This window comes from Methylotuvimicrobium sp. KM1 (assembly GCF_044788715.1).
Taxonomy (GTDB): Bacteria; Pseudomonadota; Gammaproteobacteria; order Methylococcales; family Methylomonadaceae; genus Methylotuvimicrobium.
The window spans coordinates 2,477,758-2,494,437 of sequence record NZ_CP173170.1 but is presented as its reverse complement, the minus strand read 5'-3'; the positions used below and the strand labels follow the sequence as shown (position 1 = coordinate 2,494,437).

20 protein-coding genes are annotated in these 16,680 nt (G+C 48.2%); 12 read left to right on the top strand and 8 right to left on the bottom strand.

Annotation, left to right across the window (positions count from 1 at the left end; all coding sequences use genetic code 11):
- The first annotated feature begins 35 nt into the window (after positions 1-35).
- The 11 genes from ACINK7_RS10625 to ACINK7_RS10575 all read left to right on the top strand — a co-directional run bounded on the left by ACINK7_RS10625 (position 36) and on the right by ACINK7_RS10575 (position 8,181).
- Positions 36-1,514, top strand: a complete 1,479-nt coding sequence (locus tag ACINK7_RS10625; RefSeq protein ID WP_404361321.1) for a hypothetical protein — start codon at positions 36-38, stop codon at positions 1,512-1,514.
- 343 nt (positions 1,515-1,857) lie between these two features.
- The gene (locus tag ACINK7_RS10620; protein WP_404361320.1) at positions 1,858-2,223 is read left to right on the top strand and encodes a hypothetical protein; all 366 of its coding nucleotides are present in this window, start codon (positions 1,858-1,860) and stop codon (positions 2,221-2,223) included.
- A gap of 238 nt (positions 2,224-2,461) precedes the next feature.
- Positions 2,462-2,836, top strand: coding sequence for a hypothetical protein (locus tag ACINK7_RS10615; RefSeq protein ID WP_404361319.1), 375 nt, complete (start codon positions 2,462-2,464; stop codon positions 2,834-2,836).
- A 98-nt stretch (positions 2,837-2,934) separates the two neighbouring features.
- Entirely contained in the window at positions 2,935-3,489 is a 555-nt protein-coding gene (locus tag ACINK7_RS10610; protein WP_404361318.1) for a hypothetical protein, read from the top strand.
- Positions 3,490-3,628: 139 nt separating this feature from the next.
- Entirely contained in the window at positions 3,629-4,102 is a 474-nt protein-coding gene (locus tag ACINK7_RS10605; protein WP_404361317.1) for a hypothetical protein, read from the top strand.
- Positions 4,103-4,187: 85 nt separating this feature from the next.
- Positions 4,188-5,285, top strand: a complete 1,098-nt coding sequence (locus ACINK7_RS10600; RefSeq protein ID WP_404361316.1) for a hypothetical protein — start codon at positions 4,188-4,190, stop codon at positions 5,283-5,285.
- Positions 5,286-5,397: 112 nt separating this feature from the next.
- Positions 5,398-6,015, top strand: coding sequence for a hypothetical protein (locus ACINK7_RS10595; protein ID WP_404361315.1), 618 nt, complete (start codon positions 5,398-5,400; stop codon positions 6,013-6,015).
- Between the two features lie 64 nt (positions 6,016-6,079).
- Positions 6,080-6,670, top strand: coding sequence for a hypothetical protein (locus ACINK7_RS10590; protein WP_404361314.1), 591 nt, complete (start codon positions 6,080-6,082; stop codon positions 6,668-6,670).
- A gap of 81 nt (positions 6,671-6,751) precedes the next feature.
- A complete protein-coding gene (locus ACINK7_RS10585; protein ID WP_404361313.1) occupies positions 6,752-7,516 on the top strand; it encodes a DUF2971 domain-containing protein in 765 nt (254 codons plus the stop codon).
- 118 nt (positions 7,517-7,634) lie between these two features.
- A complete protein-coding gene (locus tag ACINK7_RS10580; protein ID WP_404361312.1) occupies positions 7,635-7,916 on the top strand; it encodes a BrnT family toxin in 282 nt (93 codons plus the stop codon).
- Positions 7,906-8,181: an antitoxin gene (locus tag ACINK7_RS10575; protein ID WP_404361311.1), complete on the top strand. Its 276-nt coding sequence runs from the start codon at positions 7,906-7,908 to the stop codon at positions 8,179-8,181. The genes ACINK7_RS10580 and ACINK7_RS10575 overlap by 11 nt, the downstream gene beginning before the upstream one ends.
- Before the next feature lie 145 nt (positions 8,182-8,326).
- Here the strand turns inward: ACINK7_RS10575 and ACINK7_RS10570 are convergent, their stop codons facing one another.
- The 4 genes from ACINK7_RS10570 to ACINK7_RS10555 form a co-directional block, all read right to left on the bottom strand.
- Positions 8,327-10,702 carry a M48 family metallopeptidase gene (locus tag ACINK7_RS10570; protein ID WP_404361310.1) on the bottom strand — a complete coding sequence of 792 codons (2,376 nt, stop codon included), beginning with the start codon at positions 10,700-10,702 and terminating at the stop codon, positions 8,327-8,329.
- Positions 10,703-11,462: 760 nt separating this feature from the next.
- A complete protein-coding gene (nifS, locus tag ACINK7_RS10565; RefSeq protein ID WP_404361309.1) occupies positions 11,463-12,671 on the bottom strand; it encodes a cysteine desulfurase NifS in 1,209 nt (402 codons plus the stop codon).
- Between the two features lie 2 nt (positions 12,672-12,673).
- Complete coding sequence (gene nifU, locus ACINK7_RS10560) at positions 12,674-13,570, bottom strand: Fe-S cluster assembly protein NifU (protein WP_404361308.1); 897 nt, start codon at positions 13,568-13,570, stop codon at positions 12,674-12,676.
- Positions 13,571-13,588: 18 nt separating this feature from the next.
- Positions 13,589-13,945, bottom strand: coding sequence for a HesB/IscA family protein (locus ACINK7_RS10555; protein WP_404361307.1), 357 nt, complete (start codon positions 13,943-13,945; stop codon positions 13,589-13,591).
- 195 nt (positions 13,946-14,140) lie between these two features.
- On the opposite strand from ACINK7_RS10555, the gene ACINK7_RS10550 reads away from it, so the two are divergent.
- Positions 14,141-14,416 (top strand): nitrogen fixation protein NifZ, encoded by a 276-nt coding sequence (locus tag ACINK7_RS10550; RefSeq protein WP_404361306.1) that lies wholly within the window; start codon positions 14,141-14,143, stop codon positions 14,414-14,416.
- A gap of 355 nt (positions 14,417-14,771) precedes the next feature.
- Here ACINK7_RS10550 and ACINK7_RS10545 read toward each other — a convergent pair whose 3' ends face one another.
- The 4 genes from ACINK7_RS10545 to ACINK7_RS10530 all read right to left on the bottom strand — a co-directional run bounded on the left by ACINK7_RS10545 (position 14,772) and on the right by ACINK7_RS10530 (position 16,669).
- Positions 14,772-14,963 (bottom strand): hypothetical protein, encoded by a 192-nt coding sequence (locus ACINK7_RS10545; protein ID WP_404361305.1) that lies wholly within the window; start codon positions 14,961-14,963, stop codon positions 14,772-14,774.
- Positions 14,964-15,005: 42 nt separating this feature from the next.
- Positions 15,006-15,143, bottom strand: a complete 138-nt coding sequence (locus ACINK7_RS10540; protein ID WP_404361304.1) for a hypothetical protein — start codon at positions 15,141-15,143, stop codon at positions 15,006-15,008.
- 487 nt (positions 15,144-15,630) lie between these two features.
- Positions 15,631-16,182, bottom strand: a complete 552-nt coding sequence (fae, locus tag ACINK7_RS10535; protein ID WP_404361303.1) for a formaldehyde-activating enzyme — start codon at positions 16,180-16,182, stop codon at positions 15,631-15,633.
- 76 nt (positions 16,183-16,258) lie between these two features.
- The gene (locus ACINK7_RS10530) at positions 16,259-16,669 is read right to left on the bottom strand and encodes a hypothetical protein (RefSeq protein WP_404361302.1); all 411 of its coding nucleotides are present in this window, start codon (positions 16,667-16,669) and stop codon (positions 16,259-16,261) included.
- Positions 16,670-16,680 lie beyond the last annotated feature (11 nt).

Here is a 16,680-nt window from a genome sequence, read left to right as displayed (position 1 = left end):
ACCTGTCATGCCCGTTCTCCCCAAGGATTGCCACGATGCACGCGATGAGAAGCGCCTTATTGATATGTCTATTCATCACGGGCTGTGTTTCGACCGACGCCGTTTTGATTGCTCCGCAGGGCGGACAGCAAGCGACTTGTTTGCAATTTTATCGAGACCTCGATGATGCCGTTTTCGCAAATAGCACCGAGGATACCGGCGAAATGCGGATCCCCGGCTTTCCCTATCTTCGCGGCAATCGTTTTTTTGCTTCATTTGCCGGTGCGTCAATGTCCGATTCGGCTTACGCGCAGTGGCTCGAACAAATGCGGCAACTGGATGAGAACGGGAGGCTGACGGAATTCGCGAATTTGCCGCAAGACGCAGCCGCCGGCATAACTTCCCGCTTGCCGGCGGGTTCGTCGTTTCGGCAAAGACTCAACGAATGCGGCCTCGCACTGGTCGGTTCGGATTCTTTTAAAAAAACCGGATACAAAACCGAATTAGCCGATCGAGTCGCGGTGCCCGACCATTACCGAACTTGGCAACGAGTTGCCGGAGCCTACCCGCTGCTGCGCTGGTTCGCCGAGATTGCACTCGACGACTTGCACAGTGAATTAAACACCCCCTTTCAACTGCCGATCGAGCAAATTCCGGTATCCGGCAAACCGATCCGCTACGCGCCGCCCCAAACTGCGTCGATGACCCGGCAAGAAGCAGCCGATAGATTCGCCAAAGCCTACCGCAACCCGCTGCAAATTCCGCTGTTCGAAACCGGGCTACTTGACATCCTGTTCGCGCAATTCGCACCGGTCTGGGAAATCGACACGAGCAACGAAACCGATCTAATCGGTACCGTGACGCTCGATGCGGACGGCAAACCGTCGATCGACACCGAAAAACCGACGGTCTACGTCAAACAAGCCTTTACGCGTTTTCACGGCGAAATTTTGTTGCAGTTGATTTATCAAGTCTGGATGCCGGCGCGCGAAAAAACGGGGACGTTCGATCTTTACGGAGGCGAGTTGGACAGCGTGATTTGGCGCGTCACATTGAATAGCAAGGGCTTACCGATCGCCTACGACAGCATCCATGCCTGCGGCTGTTATTACAAACTATTTCCGGTAAAAGGTTTCATCGCATTGCCAAACGCAGACGGAACGGAAGCCGTGTTATCGCCGAAACGAATATCGGTTAATCCCTACGAAACACGCTTGCTGTTACGCTTGTCGAACAGAACGCATTATCTGCAGCAAGTATCGGTAGCCGATGCCGCTAACGCCACGCCGTATCGCACCAAACCTTACGACAGCTTGCGATCGCTGCCTATCGGCAACGGCGAACGGCGCAATCTATTCGGGCCCGAGGGCATTATCGAGGTCAGCCGAAGAGCCGAAAGATTCCTGTTATGGCCTTTCGGCGTGGAGAGTCCCGGAGCAATGCGCCAATGGGGCAGCCATGCGATCGCGTTCGTCGGCCGAAGACATTTCGACGATGCGTTCTTACTGGAACGATTGATTGCTCCGGAAAAATGATACCCGCATCTACTCCCAAATTTAGATGTTTAACTGTCGTTTGAGTTGGTTATTCAAAACATGGCTTTGGAATTATCCCGATCGGTTTGTCATGAATAAATGCAGGCTATACCTTTTAGAAAATCAAGCGTTGAAGCTGCATTATTGACAATTGAGTAGGAAAAGCCGTATGTTAGCCCGGTCGGGACAATGACTTGATGGCTCCGCTTCGCGGAGCCATCGGGTCAGATAAGGAGCTTGAGCATGTCAAAACGACATACAGTATCAAACGCAACGCCATCAATCAGATCAAGCAGGCGCTTGGGCGCTCCTTATCTGACCCGTTATGTTTAAGAGAAAATAGATGGCAATCGAATGGACACCAATACTTGTTGCCGCGGCATCTGGATTAGGCGCAGGAATAGTTGGCTCGTTAGTAGCTCCATGGGCGCAGTGGAAGATTGAAGAAACGCGTGAAAGAGCAAGTGCACGACGGAAGTTTATCGAATCGTGCAGAACCTTAATTGCCTCGGAGATATCAAGCCAAGAGTTCAGAGAAACACCGGAATATGCAAGATTGCGCCCACACCTTTCCGAACGTGTAAGAATGCAAATTGAGAGCGACACAATTCATATTCAAATGGGTGGACGTGGCGGCGGGGCAAACAACTTCGCGCCAAAGTTGCTTGATGAAATTGCCACTCTCGAGAAAAAGTGGAAGCTAATTTAAACATAACAAGGCAAATCCACTCGGACGCCAAAACGCGCCGCTTCGCTTTGCTTTTTGTCTCCGGTGATTTGCGGCGTTCCCGGCGGCTTCGCCGCCGGGAATCGCGGCGCTCACTTCGTTCGGCCTTGTCCCGTCGCCTTGCGCCGGAACAAGGCACTTCACCAGACTGCGCAGCCGTCAAGCTTACAGCTTGCCGCCTACTCCGCTGGTGAGCGCCGCGATTATGTGAATAAAAGAGATGGATGATAGGACATTTACATCGTTAATCGACTTTTTATCAAAGGTGCCGGCAATTACTGGCACAATTGGTAAAGGTGCGGAAGAAGATGGGCGTTGGTGGGTCAAATTTGAGATTGACATAAACAATCAGTTTGCTTGGCATGCAGTTCAAGAACTTGGTCATGTTTTAAATTATTTGTCTATCGAAGAGCGTTTACCAACCACGTTTCATCCAGTATCACCTCCACCATATATGAATGGGGGCCCTGAAGAATATTTGTCTTGGGTAATCGAATGCCATGATTCAAAGTTTCGTCCTGGAACTTGCGCAAAATGGCTAGAAGAAAGGTTACCGAAGCCTGTAGATGATCTGTCGCAGTGGGAAAATGAGTGAATCACATAACCAGGCAAATTAACTCGGACCGCAAAAACCGCTACGTGCTTTTCACGTCCGGTTATTTGCATCGTTATGCTTCAAGGAAGTGTTTATAAATGAAAGAAATGCATTATTTTATTTCTTTAGAAAAAGAACTCGAAGATTCATTCAATTATATTGAGCCTGAAAATGATAATTTAAAGTGTTATGGTGCTAAATTCACATCTTTACTTAATTCAGTATCTATTGAGTTTGAATCCCTTTCAAAAGCATTAATTAAATATCACCGTCCTAGTGCAAAAGTTGGAAATATCGGAGAAATAAAACAAAACCTATTGGAACTATTTCCTAATATTGGTGAAAATGAAGTTGAAATTACTCGTATCAATGAAAGTAGAATTCCATTTAAAGAATGGGGAAATGGTTCAAAATTAGAGTGGTGGGATGCGTTTACGAGTATCAAACATAATCGTATAAAAAATTATTCTCTTGCCAGTTTAAATAACGTGCTAGATTCAATGGCAGCACTCATCGTTATTATTTTATATATTGGGTGGTTTAGAGATGAAAATTATCACTTAAAATCAAGTGGTATTTTTTGGCATAAATCAATGGGAGATTCATTACTTGCTAGAGGCGAAAACATACCAGATGTTAACCCGAAAGCATAACAAAAAATTCCAATCGACCGCTGGCAGCACAGCGTGCTTTCAAAGGTCGTTTTATATCAAAGTTCAGTGTACTTGCAGAGTTCATCGGACATTTGCCAGCGGCCACTGAATTTGGCGTTAGCGCTCAAGGACAACAAACATGTGCACAGCAATCTACGAATGGGTGAAGGGCTTGGATTCTGGGGGTGTTGGAAATCTCATTTCCACATTTGCGGCCCTTGTCGCGATAGCAGGGCTTATCTACCAGTCCTATGCAACACGGAAGCAGGTCAAACTTCAGAACTTCATCGAGTACACCAATAGGTACCAAGAGATTATTCTCAATTTTCCGGAGAACATAAACGAACAGAGTTTTTCGTTCGATGCCTTGTCGCCTGAGATCAAGAACAAAACCATGCGATACATGCGCGCTTACTTTGATCTCTGCTTTGAAGAGTTCACGCTCCATGAAAAGAAGTTCATAGATAACGATCTATGGTCAATATGGAAAGGTGGAATGGAGGTGGCGTTTTCCAAGTCTGCATTCAAACAGGCATGGGCGTCCATCAAGAACGACACGAAATTCGGTTCTGGCTTTGAGGCCTATGTCGAAAATCAAACCACATCGCGCTAACAAAGGGTTCCAGGCGACGTCGGCGCTGACGCGCCGCCACGCCTTAACCCGAGCGTTAGATTTTCAGGGGTGTTAGATTTTAATTATGAATACGACAAAACTACACATTATTGCTAAAGCACTTAAAAAGGAAATGGTGCGCGTTGGGTCAGTATCGCTTGTAAATCAGGCTATGCAGGCATTGCAAAATCAAATTAATCAGCCCCAACAACCAAACCATCAGCAACAACTGTCTAATCACTTAACAAATTTATATAAAAAACTGGAAGATTCGCCAGTTGATGATTTTAGCCCTGCTTGGCGGGATGCAATGGAGGAGCTGAGTGTTTCAGAAGAGTTTGGTGAGAAACTCGAGGCAAGAGTAAGAGGTATTTTTGAGCGAAATCAAATTACCCCGCAAACTGCACTAGAAGAAATGAAAAAGCTCCACGAAGACCTGAGCGGCACTGAAACTCAATTAACAGGCCTAGTTAGTGGGCTTGAGTACTTTGGAGTTGGCGAAGACGAATTAGAAACAAATGAGTGCGAAGTGGGGATTATTATTCCTCGTGCATATGTGAAAGACAATTTAAAGGCATTTGGTGCTGAATTAATTGAGATTGAAAAATCACTTCTTGTTTTTTCTGAACTTGCCACAGGGAAACGTGAGCCCCTAGAAATTCGCCAAATATCTTCCAGCGAGCTGTCTGTATTTTTAGATTACATACCTGAAATCGGTGCATGTATTGCAATTGCAGTTGAGAGAATCGTTGCCCTATATAAGCAGCTATTAGAAATTAAAAAGCTCAAGAAAGACCTCGTCGCACAGGAGGTTCCCGAAGACAAGCTCACAGGAATCGAAGAGTATGCAGCATCGATTGTGAGTCCAAAACTAGATGAGCTCGCGAATGAACTCATGGAAAAATATGGTGACCACCTTGACCCCGCCAGAAAAAACGAGGTTTCAATCGAAGTGCGGCGCTCACTGAACAAAATTGCCAATAGGATAGATCGTGGTTTCAATATTGAGCTTAGGGTTTCCGAGCAAGCTCAAGATGAAGAAGAGGAAGTAACTGAAGATGCCCAGACTCAAGCAGCAGCTAGACAGCAAATACTTGATTCGGCATCAAGCATTGAATACCTAGAACAGGTGGGCGAACCGGTGCTCTTTCTTCCAGAAAATAGCAATGAAACCGAAGAATGAAAAATCTAACAATCGCATGCAAGCGGACAGCAAAAAGCGCCGTTCCTTCGTCGCTCTGCTTTTTGCTGCCGGTGATGCGAAGCGTTATGCATAAATAAGAAAAAATGCCTCTATGAAATGGGAATTTACACCTTTCAACCTACAAGAGTGGAACAAATCGGATTCGAGAATTCTATTTGTCGCACCAGAGCCAAATGGTAATAATCCAAATCCTGGCAGAGATATGGGTGAATGGTTCAGAACGGCTGAATCAAACAACTACCACTCAAATAGGCGCTTTTATAACCGATGCAAACTGATTCTGGACGGTATTCTTGGTGCCGAATCGCCATCAAACTTTAATCATTTCCGCTTTCTGGACTTAAAAGCGACTTCTGGCGGTCCTAAATCGACAAAAAGTGAAATTGCCGATTACATTAATTCAAACAGGCTTGAACTTATTGAATACTTCACTTCAAAAGACGAAAAAGTTGGATTACGTCCTCATATAGCGGTGTTGCTCGGTAATAGCGCTTTCGAGCTATTCTCAGAAACCTTGAGGGATACTGTACGGAAAAACAACCCGGAATTGCAATGGATACAAATGCCGCACCCATCTGCTCAAACGGTGGATAACGATTTATTGCGCAAGGCATGTAATGAAATCAATGAGTACCTCACTCCGATTAATCAAAGAGCAAATAAATGGTTTTGTAGAGGAAGAGCAAAAAATGGATGGACGATGGCATAACATTGCGCTCAAAGGGACGCTCCGCTTCGCTACGCGCCCCTTAGCTTTACGTTAGCCACAAAACATGACGACCGACGAAGAAAAAGAAATATTGCATTTGATGCGGGAAGCGAGGAATAGAGCCCGAGGTTACGCCGACTTTTTTGGCTGGGGCTCAGATCGTGACATTGAAGAGTGGGGAGTAGTTACAAGTCTTTCCGAATCACTAGAGTCCGAAGGCAAAAGCTTATTCTCCTCCTTAAAGAGGCGTGGCCGGCCTAATGATCCGCCTGATTGTGAAGCGCTTGATACCGAAGGCAAGCGAATAGCAATTGAAGTTACTGAGCTTGTTGATGGAAAAGCAATCCAAGCCTACAAATCAGGTGCGGTCTATGAATGGGCGGACTGGGACAAAGCCAAATTCATAAGTTCTTTAGAAAAATTGCTTTGTCGGAAAGATTCGAGATTTCCGGAATTAAAAGAGCCGCCTTATGATGGAGGCTATTACGTGGTTATATTCACCGATGAACCTATGCTAGATCGCTCAACAGTAGAGACATATTTAGATGGTCATCAGTTTGAGAGGCCTGAGTATTTAACAAGAGCATTCTTACTTGTGTCATATGACCCAGGTGTGGAGAAGTGTCCGCATTACGAGTTGCAATTCAGTGGCTAACAAGGCACTCCACTGGGCGCAAATTTCGCTGCGCTTCATTTGCGCCATTGAGTTTAGACATTGGGCATCACGATAGCGCCAATGATCATCGAACGACTTTATAAGTACGGCTGCATAAATGAGTATAGCGAGCAGCTGTTTTCGAGCCCTACAATCTGGCAGGCGTCCGCTGCCTCTCTTAATGATCCCTTTGAATGCACGCCGTCGTTTGTTTTTACGCGCGAGCCAGACAAAATCATGGCTCAGCTAATCCGGGCTCTTCGACAAAATGACCCCAGCATCACCCATGACTCAGCAGTTACCGAAGCAACTGCCATCTATTTACAGGGCCGGCACCGAAATCCTGCCACCTGGGAGGCTTTGAAGGGCGATCTAATTCACGCATATAGGCACAAGGTTGGTCTGTACTGCCTCACGGAACGAAAGGACAGTATCCTGATGTGGTCACACTATGCAGCAGATCATAGAGGGTACTGCTTGGAGTTTGAAGCAACCGATTACACACCGGTTTTCGGTACTTCTCAGCGTGTTTCTTACTCTGATGCTTACCCGGAGATCAGCTTCTATAATACACCAAACGAAGATAAGGTGGCGCTAACCTTTCTTACCAAGTTCACTGATTGGTCGTACGAGAAAGAGTGGAGAATCATTGACCATGATACTGGCCCCGGACTCCGAGAGTATCCTTCAGAATTTCTAAAGAGCGTTACGTTCGGACTCAGGATGGAAGAGGAGCAGAAGGCTCTAATAAAGAAATGGCTCGAAAAGCGCGGCCATTTCGTTCAGCTGTATCAGGCTGCTCAAGGAAAGGATCGTTTTGAGGTCACATTTGTTGAAGTCAGCTGATGCCCACAACAAGGCGCTCCAGCCGACCGCGCAACCGCTACGCGGTTACTCGCCGGCTGAGCTTTACGTTATGCAACAAAATGATTGCAATAGGCACACGTTGTGCTAAATTTTAAGCATGAGTCACTTCGCATGGAACTCAGAGAAGAATGAGCAGCTAATTCGGGAACGGGGTATATCGTTCGAGAGAGTTATCTATCACATTGAGAATGAAGGGCTTTTGGATGTGGTGAAGCCCCCGAATCCTGCAAAATATCCGAAGCAGCGTATGTTCATAGTCAACATCGAAAACTATGCCTACCTTGTGCCATTCGTTGAAAACGAAACAGAGTTCTTCCTGAAAACCATCATTCCAAGCAGGAAGGCCACAAAGAAATATATCGAGGTGAATGATGAATAAGTTATCCCGGGAAGAGAAGGAACTACTTAAGTCTTATGAAGCTGATGAGTGGGTTTCAGTTGCAAGCCCTGATGAAATTAATAAATATAAGGCAGCAGCAAAAAACACCTTCAGGAAAGACAAGCGGGTAAATATTCGAATCTCAGAATTGGATTTAGAGTTGTTGCAGGAAAAAGCTCTGATTGAAGGTTTGCCATATCAAACATTAATGTCTAGTGTCCTACATAAATATGTAACGGGTCGGCTAGTAGATAAAAATGCATAGCAAGGCCGTAAACACGGACGCATTTTTCGTTCGCTACGCTCACTACAAAAGGCGCCGGTTACCGATTGTTTGGCGAATATCCGCACCCTCACCACTCCGAGTTCTTCCATTATCCTGGGTGATGAGTATCTTCATGATCGCTAGGTTATTTTCTGCGATAAACATCGGAACCTTCGACTTTTTTCAGCTTGGATTCCAATCCTTTCACCGAATCGGCGGAGATAAACATATAGTCTTGCGACAAACCGGAGTTATCGATGAACGATGAAACTTGTTCGTCGACTTTTGCCTGCGTCTGCCAAAATTTCGGTTGGGTTCGGTAAGCGATCACATAGCAAGGATATTCCGGCATGTATTTGACCGATTTTTGCACCAGATACACCTTCGCAATGACTGGGTGCCGATCGAAATAGCCGACAAAATCGGCGACTATGTCGGGGTCTAGGCCGTGAGGAATGAATTCGTCGGATTCCAGAATCAGCGATCTCTCTTCCTGCGCGGAATTACGCAGATATTCCCAATTTTCCAAGCGCTCGTAAAATGGCTCGGCTTCTTGCTCACGCCCTGTATCGTTATAAAACTCGATCGCGTAGCGGCACAGATTGGGCAAATATTCGGGGAATTTTTCCATCCATTTCTCAATATCCACCAGCTGGCTTTCATCTTTTTCAATGATCAACCGATACCAGAAACAATTGATTGCGGCGCTTGAGTTTTCAGGATAGCGGCGCAACAGTTCCCGGTTCGCGCTATTAAAAAGCGCATAGTCGTTCAAACGGTTAGCCGCTGTAATCAGCTCGTTCAACTCGACATCGTTCAAATCTTGTATTGCTTTATCCCGAAGCTCTTGGTATTTTTCCGACCATGAACGAAATTCATTATGGCTGACTTGCCAATTTTCCTGCGCCTCGACTTGCCACTCGTCGTTGAATCGGCAGATCAGCTTGGCCTCCATCGCACCGAGCAATCTGGTAGCTGCGGATTCTGCCGGCGCTTGCGGAGCCTTGAATGACGCCGACAATGCCGCCAAGCGGTCGGATATCGCCGGATGGGTCGCCGAGTAATTGGTTTTTTCCTTCAATGCAAATTCCGCCGCTTCGGAAACGTTTTCAACCGAAGCAAAAAACTGCGGAACATCGGCATAAGGTCTAACGGATTGAATATCGTCTTCGTGATGACTTTTATCCCAAATCTTTCTCCAGAACACGGAGTCGAATTGATTGCCGTAAACGGCGATAGCCGACAATGATTCGGCCATCGCCTCCTTTCCGACCATGCGGGCCGAAAAGGCGTCCGCCTCGTATTCGCAGTATCTGGACAGCGCAAAACTGTGCGCGCTGAAAGCCGCGATGAACCAATCGTAAAATCGGTTCAATCTCAATGCGTACCAGAGCGGATCGAATCTCAACCGTTCGCCCAGCACCAACCAACTGTTGCGAATTCGATAGATCCATTGACCCAGCGCATTGTCCTTGGCCGCGACATGACCGTATTCATGACCGATGACACCGGCAAGCTGTTTATGATTCAGCGACTGCATCAATGGCAGGCCTAGCGTCAGCACCACCGGACCCATGCCGAAAAAACCCAATAGCCCGCCATTTCTCGAAACCGAAGCGTTGAGATTCGAATCGATGAAAACTCTGGAAAAATTAGGACCCTTGGTTTTCTTGCGAATTTTGTCCAAATAGGCGAACAGCGCCGGACATTCCTTGCGTTTCAGTTCGATGCCGCTGTATCGATAGCCCGGCATTAACAGCGATTTTCCAAGATGCCACGCAAAGCCGATGGGGATCAATGCGAGCAAGAACGCGATTTTGGCGCCGAGGGCATTGGAACCCGTAAATCCTGCCAATACGAATGCGCTGGCGAGTATGCCGATTCCGACCGGTATCATCAAAAAGATACTACCGACGACGACAAAGTATCCAAGAACCGCCAAGATAAGCGTCTTGCGCTTCAGCCATTTAGGATCGGAGCCCGCGCGACTTTCTATCGACTTGACCAGTGAGACGAAATCCAGATTTCTTTGTTTTCTGATTTCAGGCGATTCAATCGATACTTTGTCGGATATCAGCAACAAAATAAACAGTATCGGCAAGGTCAGACTGAAAAATAGCGCAAAAATGAATATTCCGTTAAACCGGAAATTGCCGATGCGATAGGTCAACCCTGCATCGTGCTCCAGCCCCCATTCACTGACGAACGGCATCTCGTCTCGGCCGGTATGATAAATTCGCTTTTTTTTGTTGCTCCGGATTCCGGACAGGCTCCATTCAAGCACGCCGGCACGTAATATCGCAGGCTTCGGGCCATTCTTGGTGTTGGCGCTACCATACAACAAAAACTCGGGACGGGAATTGAACATGACGATATCGCGTTTTTCATAACGCCAATGAAAAGGTCCCTTCAGCGTATAAGTTTCACGAATGGGCGGTGTCGTGGATTGATTCCCGGCGGTAAAAACGACGGCCGGCAGCCATATCGCGATAAATATTACGGTCAATAACAGTTGCGGCATACGGTAATCCTCGATTAATTAACGTCTTAACTGCTTACACATGATACGAATCGGTCCACGAATAACCTCCCGTAGCCCTAATACACCATAGAGAACTACGGGAAACTTGAGGACCTGATCTCCCCTCTTCGCTCATCAAAATTCGGCATAGGCGCGCCTGTTCGGAGGTTGTCGCGGCCTCTGCCGAATATCGAAGTGCGAAAGGTATATCTTGCTTTGATATTATTTAATCGCACCGAGACTTAAAGCGCGAGAACAGCAAATATGATGAATCCGCCGGTCGCAATCAAAAGTCAACGGGAACATTGTCAGCGACTACCGGTACCTATTTACTAATTAAAGTCTCTGCGTGAATAGTAATTCTACTTTGTCAGATTTAAGAAAAAGCCGTCATACTCTCCGGGATACCCAAAGGGCACAAGAGCGGCATCCAGTGTCATGGATGGCAAGTTTCCCCCATCCTTGGGCCTGGATTCCGGCAATCCCTGCCGGAATGACGAGAATCTGACAAAGTAGAAGTATCTATTCGGCGAATTTGTGTGTCGGCTGACGTAGTCAAATTTACTTCGGATAGTTACCGTGAATTATTCTATTCCGGATAGAACGGCCTTCGACAAATTTAGGGCGAATGATAGTTTGAGAATTGAAATTATGTAAGGAAATCCCAAGACTGAAGTTTCTCTTATTTTCCGAGACACTTCAGTCTTGTGGATACAGAGGGGAATTTCATCGAGATGCAAGGCAGTCGAATGCCGCGTTTTTAAGCATAAGTCGGCTGAAACGCCTGCTCGGGATTCGCGACCGGACCGTTGCCGTCCCAGTACGGCGACAGTTTCCTTAAAGTCGCGACGATGCCCGGCATGACTCTCAAGACCTCCTCGACCTCATGCATCGTGTTGTAGCGCGAAAACGAAAAGCGGATCGTACCGTGCGCGGCGGTGTACGGAATATCCATCGCGCGCATCACATGCGACGGCTCCAGGGAGCCCGAGGTGCAGGCCGAACCGCTCGACGCGGCGATACCGGCCTTGTTCAGCAACATCAAGATCGCCTCGCCCTCGATGTATTCGAACGCGATGTCGGTCGTGTTCGGCAGACGATTGCTCAAATCGCCGGTAATGAAGCAATGCGGAATCTGTTCGACGATGCCTCGCTCCAAGCGGTCGCGCATCGCCTTGACCTGGATATTTTCATATTCCATGTATTCCAGGGCCAATTCGCAGGCCTTACCCAAACCGACGATAGAGGCTGAGTTTTCGGTGCCGGCCCGGCGGCCGCGCTCCTGGTGACCTCCTCGAAGCAGCGGCCGGTAGCGCGTGCCTCGCCGCAGGTACAACACGCCGATGCCTTTCGGCGCATGCAGCTTGTGCCCGGAAATCGACAGCATGTCGATCTTGGTATCCTGCAGCATCATCGGAATCTTGCCGACCGCCTGCACCGCGTCGGTATGAAACATCACGCCGGCCGCATTTGCCATTTCGGCCATTTCGACAACCGGAAAGATCGTGCCGGTCTCGTTGTTCGCCCACATCACCGACACGATCGCGACCTGGTCGGACAGCATTTTCCTGTAGGCGTCGAGGTTCAAGCGACCGCATTTATCGACCGGCAGTCGGTGTATCGTATAGCCTTCCTTTTCGAGATATTCGCAAAGACTCAGTACCGCCGGGTGCTCGACCGTCGTCGTGATGATTTCCTTCTTGTTCGGCTGAGCCTTGATCGCCGACAAGATCGCGGTCGAGTCCGACTCGGTGCCGCACGACGTGAATATGATCTCCGAATCGTGCTCGGCGCCGATCAATTCCTGCACCTGTTGCCGCGCTTTCTTGAGCGCCTTCGCGACACCGTCGGCGAATTTGTGAATCGACGACGGATTGCCGAACTGTTCGGTAAAAAACGGTAGCATCGCGTCGACGACGAGCGGGTCGACCTTGGTCGTGGCGTTATTGTCGAGGTAAATGTCGCTCATGATCAGCCTCCCGCCGCGACGGCGACCTTGGGCATTTGCGAGGCAGGAATCACGCGGATGAACTCGCCCAAGACCTCCATCAAACGCTGTTGTATGCCGGCGATCGTCATCGCGGCCATCTGGCAGGCGCTGCATGCGCCGGTCATGTTGACATAGGCGGTGTTGTCGACGACTTCGACCAACTCGACGTCGCCGCCGTCGGCCATCAATTGCGGACGCAGCGATTCGAGCACTTCCTCAATTTTCTTGATGCGCTGCAAGTTGGTCAGCGGCTTTTTCTCCATGACGACGGCTTCGATCGGCGCGGCATTCGGGTCGAAGGTCTCGCCGCGTTCCTTCATGACCCGCTCGAGTATGCCTTCGATGTCTTCATGACAAGCCGCGCAGCCGCCGCCCGCCTTCGTGAAGTTGGTGACGTCCTCGACCGTGCGGAGTTTGTTCGCCCAAACCATTTCCTCGATCATCACCGCGTCGATCGCGAAGCATTTGCAAATCAACGCGCCTTCTTCGTGGTCATCCTGCCATTCCTCGCCGCGGTAATTCGCGACGGCGGCCTGCAAGGCTTCTCGGCCCATCACCGAACAATGCATCTTTTCCGGGGGCAGCCCGTCCAACTCGTTCGCAATGTCCTGATTGCTGACTTTCAAAGCATCATCGAGCGTCATACCTTTGATGATTTCGGTCAGCACCGACGACGAGGCGATCGCCGAACCGCAGCCGAAGGTTTGAAATCCCGCGTCTTCGATCACCTCGGTATCTTCGTTGACTTTCAAGGTCAGCCGCAACGCATCGCCGCAACTGATCGAGCCGACTTCGCCGATCGCATTCGCACCTGCCACGGCGCCGGCATTTTTCGGATTGAAAAAATGGTCTTTGACTTTTTCTGAATAATCCCACATGACGTTATTCTCCGCGTTTCAAGAGCAGGTTTTAGGCGTACCGCCGTTATCGCCGGTAGTAAACGACGAGCCGCACGCGCAGCTTTTCACTGCGTTCGGATTGGTGAATTTGAAGCCGGAGCCGTCCAGACTATCGACAAAGTCGATTGACATGCCGTCCAGTTTGGGCAGACTGAGCGGATCGACGAAAACCTTGACTTCGCCGCAATCGATCACGGTGTCGTCCTGACTTTCTTTTGCCTCTAAACGTAATCCGTAGGACAAGCCGGAACAGCCGCCGTCGGTCACTTCGATGCGCAGTCCGCCGGTCGGCTTGTCGGAACTGCTGATGAATCGGCTCACCGCTTTGACGGCGCCTTCGGTTAACGTAATCATGATTGAGTCTCCTGAACGGTTTGGCATTGATTTTGTAAATCTATATAGCAACGCCCATGCCAGACCGGAATCAGGTTTTCAAGTGTCTGATAATATGAAGGCTATCTGAAATTAGAGGACAGGACTGCGGGCGCGATCCACGACATTCGTAAATGTTTTGTTGCATTTGCTACAAAATTTCAACAGGAGAAATTAATGAATATAAATGAGCTCGACATCGGCGATGTAGTTTACTCGGCAAAAGCCATCACCGATGACGGATCGATGCCCGATTGCAGTGAGGGTGAACTATTGGCTCCGGCAGGTTCGCGCGGAGTCATTGTTATGAAAGGCCACATCGGAGAGGAGCCGCAAAGGCAAGTATTTCTGGTCCGCTTCGAAGACGAAACGCTAACCCTAGGAAGACCTATCGGCTGTTGGTCAGAGGATTTGTCCATCGATCGGCAAGACACGACGAAAACTAATCGGTAACGAACGACAACCCTACTCCGCCGATACCCATTTACGTTCTATTTCGGTTAATCGACCCGCACAAACCGGAACCATAAAGGCAATTGTTTTGATATCTCGGCGCGGGGATTGCCGGCAGTCCCCGCACCTTTATTCGTCATCAATCAAGATGCAACCGCCAGGCAGCAAAACTACCTCGGTATTCACCACGCATTTCTGCAAACGCGACACCGTTCCCGACAATTGATTCGGAACGGCCCCAAATCGGTCACGATCGGAACCTGCGGCGCCTTGATCAATGCCACGACCTCGGCCACCCCAGGTTTTTTATCGACTCTTGGATTATCGCGGCAACCAACGTGTCCCCACCCTTAAATTAAATGACAACTTCGACATTGATATCGCCTTCGTGAATTTCGCTGACGGTTCCGAAAAATTGATTACGAGCACTAGCTTTCATAAACGTTCTCCTGATTAAACAATTGAACTCGTTATGGTTAATCAACTCCTGACTGATGCGATCTAAAAATCCATCGTGCTCCTTACGCAGCTTGGCCAACAGTTTCAACAGGTTTTGCCGGCGTCGGTCAAAACACTGCCGCCACCATGCTTACCGCCGATTGTAGTCGTTACCAGTAGCCGTGGCGAAAGATTGTTGGCGCTCCAGAATTTCCCACGCGCCCTTGTAACTCAGCCCGACCTGTTTCGCGGCACGATTGAACGATTCCAAAAATTGAAGGACTTGCAAGCGCTCGCCCCGTGGCAAACTTCGAAACGCTGATAGGCAAGCAACGCTTAACCGCAGTCATGAGGGTCGGCCACTTTGACGCATGTCGTTCGTATGACAGACGGTAAATGCTTTTATGCGCTGTAATTATGAACTTAATTTTAGCCGTTTTGGCATCCGGCTGGCTGGACGCCGTTTTTTGTTTTTAGAAAACGTTGATAGACGTAAATGACACACGTAAACTCGACCCAACAAAAGTACTGGAGCCCTTAAAATTGAGTCTGGAAAATCGAAATTGGTTTCAAAAGAAAAAAGAAATGTTATTGACTAATCTGAAGAAAAATAATTGTGAAAATATGGTAATAATTGTCATAGTTTTACTATGGATTATTATTGAATACTTGTTAAGATTTAGCGATTGATGGCGACAATTAACCACCAAGAACCCCAATGTGTTCCCCTGGTGGTTAATTAACTTTTTTATGAGCTATAGCCTAACAGTATCTAGTTACCATTGTGACTTGCCGGTTTCCGGGTCGTACATCTCATGTACGATTTTATGACGGTTGGCAATCAGATCCTCGATACTCGGCGATTGAGACATTGCGCGCTGAATAGCTAACTTCATCGCTTCATAATTGGTTCGATACAAATCTTTGCGATCAAGGTTTGGATCGGTTGCGCATTCAGGTGCTATCCATATCATTGCGATGATGCAAATTTCATTGGCCTGGTCGGCCGGAATCACGCCGTCGATTACACTGTCCAGTACTGCATCGGCGACTGCCGATTGAACGGGGCCGCCGAATAGATTCACATAGTCGGTCGACTTTATCGTAACTTTAGGTACCATGATGGTAGCAGGACGCACTTGTTGGTTACAGGCCCGTATTGCAAACATCCGAGTATGCCCTTCGGTTTGCCCCATTAAATTGGCAAATGCGTGGCCTGCAGGCCCTTTAACGCTGCCGATAAGAATTTCAGGCATGGCATCCGTGCCTTGCCCTTCGCTGGAAAATACAGTGGCTTCGCCGGTTCTAAACCAAATTGAATCTGACATATAAAACACCTGTAAGGTTAAAAATCGGCATTCTATTCTTGGCGTATAGCAATCCGCAACGATTTAATTACAATCGTTATCTACGGCCCAATTCGTTGCCGAGCAATGAGCCGGCCGCCGCACCGATGCCCGATGCAATCGGATCGCCTCTGCCGATCTCATACCCTAACATGCTACCTACAGCGCCGCCTACCAGACCTTGAGTGGATCTTTGATCATAGCGGCTATAGCGTGGAGCCGGTACATAGGCAGGTGCCGGTATATAACGAGGCACTGTCTCGTAAACAGTGACTCTTTGCGGATAGTGATGGACCTCTTCGCGATAATAAACGCGTTCAACCGGCCGGTATCGTTTAGCTCTATGCTTCGGTTGGTAATAGTGTTTGCTATATCCTTTACCTCGGCCCTTATGATGATGTCCGCCTGAAGCCAAGGCCGATGTTGAAAAAACCAAACCTGTGATGATTATTGCAATGAATTTCATCATTTTTGAATCTC

Bases quoted from the DNA above. Each gene is read 5' to 3' on its own strand.
- ACINK7_RS10605 (WP_404361317.1), top strand. From the start codon at position 3,629: ATGTGCACAGCAATCTACGAATGGGTGAAGGGCTTGGATTCTGGGGGT.
- ACINK7_RS10575 (WP_404361311.1), top strand. From the start codon at position 7,906: ATGATGAATAAGTTATCCCGGGAAGAGAAGGAACTACTTAAGTCTTAT.
- ACINK7_RS10615 (WP_404361319.1), top strand. From the start codon at position 2,462: ATGGATGATAGGACATTTACATCGTTAATCGACTTTTTATCAAAGGTG.
- nifS (WP_404361309.1), bottom strand. From the start codon at position 12,671: ATGAGCGACATTTACCTCGACAATAACGCCACGACCAAGGTCGACCCG.
- ACINK7_RS10620 (WP_404361320.1), top strand. From the start codon at position 1,858: ATGGCAATCGAATGGACACCAATACTTGTTGCCGCGGCATCTGGATTA.
- ACINK7_RS10530 (WP_404361302.1), bottom strand. From the start codon at position 16,669: ATGATGAAATTCATTGCAATAATCATCACAGGTTTGGTTTTTTCAACA.
- nifU (WP_404361308.1), bottom strand. From the start codon at position 13,570: ATGTGGGATTATTCAGAAAAAGTCAAAGACCATTTTTTCAATCCGAAA.
- ACINK7_RS10610 (WP_404361318.1), top strand. From the start codon at position 2,935: ATGAAAGAAATGCATTATTTTATTTCTTTAGAAAAAGAACTCGAAGAT.
- ACINK7_RS10555 (WP_404361307.1), bottom strand. From the start codon at position 13,945: ATGATTACGTTAACCGAAGGCGCCGTCAAAGCGGTGAGCCGATTCATC.
- ACINK7_RS10580 (WP_404361312.1), top strand. From the start codon at position 7,635: ATGAGTCACTTCGCATGGAACTCAGAGAAGAATGAGCAGCTAATTCGG.
- ACINK7_RS10600 (WP_404361316.1), top strand. From the start codon at position 4,188: ATGAATACGACAAAACTACACATTATTGCTAAAGCACTTAAAAAGGAA.
- ACINK7_RS10570 (WP_404361310.1), bottom strand. From the start codon at position 10,702: ATGCCGCAACTGTTATTGACCGTAATATTTATCGCGATATGGCTGCCG.
- ACINK7_RS10590 (WP_404361314.1), top strand. From the start codon at position 6,080: ATGACGACCGACGAAGAAAAAGAAATATTGCATTTGATGCGGGAAGCG.
- fae (WP_404361303.1), bottom strand. From the start codon at position 16,182: ATGTCAGATTCAATTTGGTTTAGAACCGGCGAAGCCACTGTATTTTCC.
- ACINK7_RS10585 (WP_404361313.1), top strand. From the start codon at position 6,752: ATGATCATCGAACGACTTTATAAGTACGGCTGCATAAATGAGTATAGC.
- ACINK7_RS10625 (WP_404361321.1), top strand. From the start codon at position 36: ATGCACGCGATGAGAAGCGCCTTATTGATATGTCTATTCATCACGGGC.
- ACINK7_RS10595 (WP_404361315.1), top strand. From the start codon at position 5,398: ATGAAATGGGAATTTACACCTTTCAACCTACAAGAGTGGAACAAATCG.
- ACINK7_RS10550 (WP_404361306.1), top strand. From the start codon at position 14,141: ATGAATATAAATGAGCTCGACATCGGCGATGTAGTTTACTCGGCAAAA.